General features: G+C 72.3%; 6 protein-coding genes. 3 read left to right on the top strand and 3 right to left on the bottom strand.

Annotated features, from left to right (window positions below; genetic code table 11):
* Positions 1-134: 134 nt before the first annotated feature.
* The gene (locus ACILRF_RS14650; protein WP_395674165.1) at positions 135-2,459 is read right to left on the bottom strand and encodes an ATP-binding protein; all 2,325 of its coding nucleotides are present in this window, start codon (positions 2,457-2,459) and stop codon (positions 135-137) included.
* A gap of 120 nt (positions 2,460-2,579) precedes the next feature.
* On the opposite strand from ACILRF_RS14650, the gene ACILRF_RS14655 reads away from it, so the two are divergent.
* From ACILRF_RS14655 to mmcB, 3 genes are read left to right on the top strand one after another with little or no spacing between them, the layout of a single operon-like run.
* Positions 2,580-3,155, top strand: coding sequence for a hypothetical protein (locus ACILRF_RS14655; protein WP_395674167.1), 576 nt, complete (start codon positions 2,580-2,582; stop codon positions 3,153-3,155).
* Positions 3,148-3,555: a metallopeptidase family protein gene (locus ACILRF_RS14660; protein ID WP_395674169.1), complete on the top strand. Its 408-nt coding sequence runs from the start codon at positions 3,148-3,150 to the stop codon at positions 3,553-3,555. Before ACILRF_RS14655 ends, ACILRF_RS14660 begins: the two co-directional genes overlap by 8 nt.
* Before the next feature lie 51 nt (positions 3,556-3,606).
* A complete protein-coding gene (gene mmcB / locus ACILRF_RS14665; protein ID WP_395674171.1) occupies positions 3,607-4,062 on the top strand; it encodes a DNA repair putative endonuclease MmcB in 456 nt (151 codons plus the stop codon).
* Here the strand turns inward: mmcB and ACILRF_RS14670 are convergent.
* Both ACILRF_RS14670 and ACILRF_RS14675 read right to left on the bottom strand, forming a co-directional pair.
* Complete coding sequence (locus ACILRF_RS14670; RefSeq protein ID WP_395674173.1) at positions 4,059-4,475, bottom strand: MmcQ/YjbR family DNA-binding protein; 417 nt, start codon at positions 4,473-4,475, stop codon at positions 4,059-4,061. The two genes, mmcB and ACILRF_RS14670, sit on opposite strands and share 4 nt — an antisense overlap.
* On the bottom strand, positions 4,385-4,578 hold a 194-nt coding region (locus ACILRF_RS14675), incomplete at its 5' end, for a helix-turn-helix domain-containing protein (RefSeq protein WP_395674175.1). The genes ACILRF_RS14675 and ACILRF_RS14670, both read right to left, overlap by 91 nt.

The following is a 4,578-nucleotide window of genomic DNA, read 5'->3' on the forward strand; positions in this document are numbered from 1 at the left end:
TTCAACAGCGCCCAAGGGAGCCCGCCATGTCCGGCCAGCACGCCTATCTCGCCATGATCCTCGCCGCCTTCGCCACCTTCGTCGGCACCCTCGGCGGCGTCAGCGCCTATGCGTGGTTGAAGCGGGGGTGAGGGCTAAGCGCTGAGCCCCAGCTCCGGCTGTGCGGCGGAGGCGTGGGCCTCTTCCGGCAGGTGGCAGGTGAAGGTCGCGCCGGCGCCGGGCTCGCTTTCCAGCGCCACCCAACCGCCGTGCAGCTCGGTCAGCGCCTTGACCAGGGCCAGACCCAGCCCGGGGCCGCCACGTTCGCGGCCGATGAAGCGGTCGAAGATGTGGGCCTGGACGTGGAACGGGATCCCGCGGCCGGTGTCCGAGACCTGCAACTGGATCTCACCCATGCCCTTGCGGGCGGCGATGGTGACGACGCCGCCGGCCGGCGACTGGCCGAGCGCGTTCTCCACCAGGTGGTCGAGGATCTGGGCGAGGCGCCTCGCGTCGCCGCGGATCAGCCCAATGTCGTCGGGCCGCTCGACCACCAGGGACACCCGAGCCTTTTCGGCGTCGCCCTTCCAGCGGCTGGCGACGGTGAGCAGGAGGTCGGCGACGCGGACATCCTCCAGGTCGAGAGCCATCTCGTCGGCGTCGATCTGGGCCATGTCCAGAACGTCGTCGATGGAGCGGGCGAGCTGCGTCGCCGCCGACTTCACTGCCGCCGCATGGGCCCGGCCGCGCTCGGATAGGCCCTCGCCCGAGCGCTCCAGCAGCTCGGAATAGCCGATGATGGTCGTCAGCGGGGTGCGTAGCTCGTAGGAGACGTTGCCGACGAAATCGCGCTTCAGGCGCTCGGCTTCGGCAAGGGCGGCTTCGCGGGCCGCCAGGGCGCTTTCCAGGCGCCGGGCGTCGGTGACGTCGGTGAAGGCGATCAGGGTCGCGCCGTCCGGCAGCGGCCGCGACTGATAGGCGACGATGCGCGAATCCGAGGTCTTCACCTCGCCGGACATCGGCGCGCGGGCTGCAGGGTCAGGGTCGCCCACCCGGCCCTTGAGCTCGCGCCAGAAGCCGCGGTCGTGGAGGCGCGGCACGCACAATTCGACCACCCCCTCGAAGTCGCCGGCCGCCTCGAGTTGCGCCGGGCCGATGTTCCAGAACCGCGCGAACGCCTCGTTGCGCAGGCGCAGCCGCCCGTCGGACCCGAACACCGCGACGGCGTCGTTGAGCTTGTCTAGGGTCGCCTTCTGGACCTCGATCTGGGCGTTGTACTGCGCCTTGAGCTTCAGCTCGTCGGTGATGTCGGAGAACAGCAGCAGCAGGCCGCCCATCGGGTGCGGCTGGCGCACGACCTTCAGGGTGCGGCCGTCGGCGAGGCTCCACAGGTCGTCTGCGGCCGGGCCGATCTGCTCGTACCAGCCGAGTTCGGCCGCCTTCCACTTGGCATAGTCGGCGGTCTCCGGGAGGCGGCGACGCTGGCGCAGGCGGTCGAGGATCTCCGAATGGCTCGGCTGCTCGCCCAGCCAGGCCGGCTCCAGGCCCCAGAGATCGGCGAAGGCGGTGTTGTGGAACATCAGCTTCTTGCCCTGACCGAACACCGCCACCGCCTCGGCGATGTGGTTCAGGGTCTCGTCGTGCGCCTCGACGTTGCGCTTGAGCTGTTCGCGCAGGTCCTCGAGCTCGGTGACGTCATCGGTCCAGACGCCGACCCCGCCGCCTTCCAGCGGCTGGGCGACGATGCGGAAGGCGCGGCGGCGGCCGGCGACGGTCGACCAGCGCACCGCCTCGCGGCGTTGACCGAGGTTGGCCGCCTCGCTGGCCAAGGCGTCGGCGGCGCGGTCGAAGGCGACTCCCCGGGCGGCGGCGTCGTCGAGGCTATGGGCGTCGGCGGCGCTAAGCCAGGCGGCGTTGACCCACACCGGCGAGCCGTCCGCCGCGGCGATCCACGCCGGGCAGACGCGGGTGTTGAGGAAGGCCGCCAGACGCGGGGCGGTCGGCAGGGCGGCGTCCTCGCCCATCGCCGCCGACAGCCGCAACCAGGCGATCGCCCCGGCGGCGCGGCCCTCGACGGTGACCGCGCCGGCCGGCCCCTGCACTTCGAAGGCGCAGGGCTCGCCGCGTTCGAACAGGGCGCGCAGGCGCCGGGCATGATCGGGGTCGGCGCGCATCAGGGCGTTGACCAGCGCCTGGGGCTCGGCCTCGGCCACAGCGAGCGCCTGGGCGCAGGCGGCGAGGCTTTCCTCGCCCGAGGCCAGGGTCGTCCGCCCGTCCTCGATGGCGAGAAGGGCCGAGTCGAAGGCCTCGGCCGAGGCCTGGGCGGCGTCGGCGCGGCCCTCCAGCCCGGCGAGCCGATCGGCCATCGCCTCGATCCGGGCCTCGGCCGACCGCCGCTGGGCCAGGCCCCACAGCGCCGCGCAGATCGCCAGGCAGACAGCGCCTGCGGCCGCGGCGAGGATCAGTTGGTCCGGGCTCATCTGGGCTCCACGCCGGCGGCGGTCCGCCGGCGAATCACCTGTGGAGACTAAGCCGCGCCGCCGCCCGCCGCACGCCTCCGCGCTTTCCTCCCCTTAGCCTTTTGCCGCATGATCAAGGTCATGAGCGCCATCCTCTATCCCGTCGCCGCCAATGCGGAGCAGGCGATGTCCGCGCCGCGTGGCCGGGCGGCGCGGGAGCGGGAGGCGCAGGCGCTTGCCCGGGAGCCGGTGGTGTTCACCACCGACCCGGCCGGCCCGGCGTTCGCCACCCGAGAGGCGGCGCTGGCCGCCTACGCCGGGAAGGTCGAGGACGATCGGGCGGGACTGTCCGTGCCGCTGGAGGACCGGTTCTGCCGGCTGGCCGAACAAATCCTGGTGGAGCCAGGGCGCACGCGCCCGGCGCCCGTTGCGCCGACCTTCGAGGACGGCCGCCGCTGGCCCGCGCCGCCGGACAGCCCGCCGCGCACCGCCTGGCGGCTGATGGTCAGCTACTGGCGTATCGCCACCGCCGAGCGGCCGATCGAGGCGCCGCAAGCCCGTAAGGCTCGCCGCACCCGCCAGTCTCTGGAGCCCGAGACCCTGCGGGCTATCGCCCGCGCGCCCCTCCGCCCCGTCGAGCCGCAGCAACCGCTCGACATCGGCCTGTTCGAGATTCGCCCGCCCGAGGCGCCGCATATCGTGATGCCCGATGAGTGAAGCGAAGTTCGGCGAGGCGCCGTCGCTGGACGACCTAGCGGCGATCGCCGAGCAGGCCTACGCCGCCCTGCCCGACGGCTTTCGGCGACTGGTCGGCGACGTCATCTTCCGCGTCGACGACTTCCCGCCGCAGGAGGTGCTGGACGAGCTCGGCATCGAGGACGCGTTCGAACTGACCGGCCTCTACCAGGGCGTCGACCTGTCCCGCCGCTCGGTGATGGACCCGAGCCCGCAGGCCTCGATGGTCTTCCTCTACCGTCGCCCGATCCTCGACGAATGGGCCGAGCGCGGCGACGTCACCCTCGAATTCCTCGTAGCTCACGTCCTGGTCCACGAGATCGGCCACCACTTCGGCCTCTCCGACGCCGACATCGACGCGATCGAGGGGGCGGCCGAATAGTCGCGACCGGGCCGGCTTGCTCCCCGAACGAAGCCGGAACAGAATGGCGGCATGGACGTCGCCGTCACCCTCATGTCCGTCAGCCGGCCGGAGACCACCGCCTCCGTCACGCGGGGCGCGGCGCGGCTGCTGACGGCGCTCGGCTATGCGCCGCTGACGGAGGTGACGCTGCCGAACGGTCGACGGGCCGACCTGATGGCGCTCGGTCCCAAGGGGCAGATCTTCATCGTCGAGGTGAAGTCGGGCGTCGAGGATTTCCGCACCGACCTGAAATGGGGCGAGTACGCGCCCTATTGCGACGCCTTCGCCTTCGCGGTGGCGCCGGAGTTCCCGCGTGAGATCCTGCCGCACGAGCCCGGCCTGATCGTCGCTGACGGTTTCGGCGGAGCGGTGCTGCGCGAGGCGCCGGCCCTGCCGCTGGCCGGCGCGCGGCGCAAGGCGCTGACCCTGGCCTTCGCCAGGCTGGCGGCGATGCGGGCGGCCGGCGTGGCCGCCACCCAGCTCTAGGGAAGGCTCCGACTTAGCCGTTTGGGCGCCACCTGAGCCCAGGCTTCGCGCACGAGCTTGGCCGCCTCCGCGGCCTCGAGCGCCGCGATCTCGACGTAGCTCCAGCGCAGGGCGCCGGCGACGTAGGGGGAGAAGACCTCAGGACGGGCGGCGAACAAGAGCTCTTGCCGCGCACGATCGAGCTTCATGATCAAACGGCCGCGCCAGACCTGCGCGAAGCCCTTCTTGCCAGCGGCGAAGCCGGGCTCGCCGTACATACTGGTTTCGACGACGCCGGGCAGCGCGAGGGCGAGGGCCCTGATGTCGTCGAGGGTGGCGATGGCTACCGCGGCGCGCGCTTGGCCAGGATCCGCTGCAGGGTCCGGCGGTGCATGTTGAGGCGCCGTGCCGTCTCCGAGACGTTGTGGTTGCACAGCTCGTAGACCCGCTGGATGTGCTCCCACCGCACGCGGTCGGCGCTCATCGGGTTTTCGGGCGGCGGCGGGGCGGCGTCGCCGCGGGCCAGCAGGGCGCGGG

It is taken from the genome of Phenylobacterium sp. (assembly GCF_044236515.1).
In the GTDB taxonomy this organism is placed as follows: Bacteria; Pseudomonadota; Alphaproteobacteria; order Caulobacterales; family Caulobacteraceae; genus Phenylobacterium.

What these genes read in the sequence shown, in the direction of transcription:
- ACILRF_RS14660 (WP_395674169.1), top strand. Translation starts at nt 3,148, where the DNA reads ATGAGTGAAGCGAAGTTCGGCGAGGCGCCGTCGCTGGACGACCTAGCG.
- mmcB (WP_395674171.1), top strand. Translation starts at nt 3,607, where the DNA reads ATGGACGTCGCCGTCACCCTCATGTCCGTCAGCCGGCCGGAGACCACC.
- ACILRF_RS14655 (WP_395674167.1), top strand. Translation starts at nt 2,580, where the DNA reads ATGAGCGCCATCCTCTATCCCGTCGCCGCCAATGCGGAGCAGGCGATG.
- ACILRF_RS14650 (WP_395674165.1), bottom strand. Translation starts at nt 2,459, where the DNA reads ATGAGCCCGGACCAACTGATCCTCGCCGCGGCCGCAGGCGCTGTCTGC.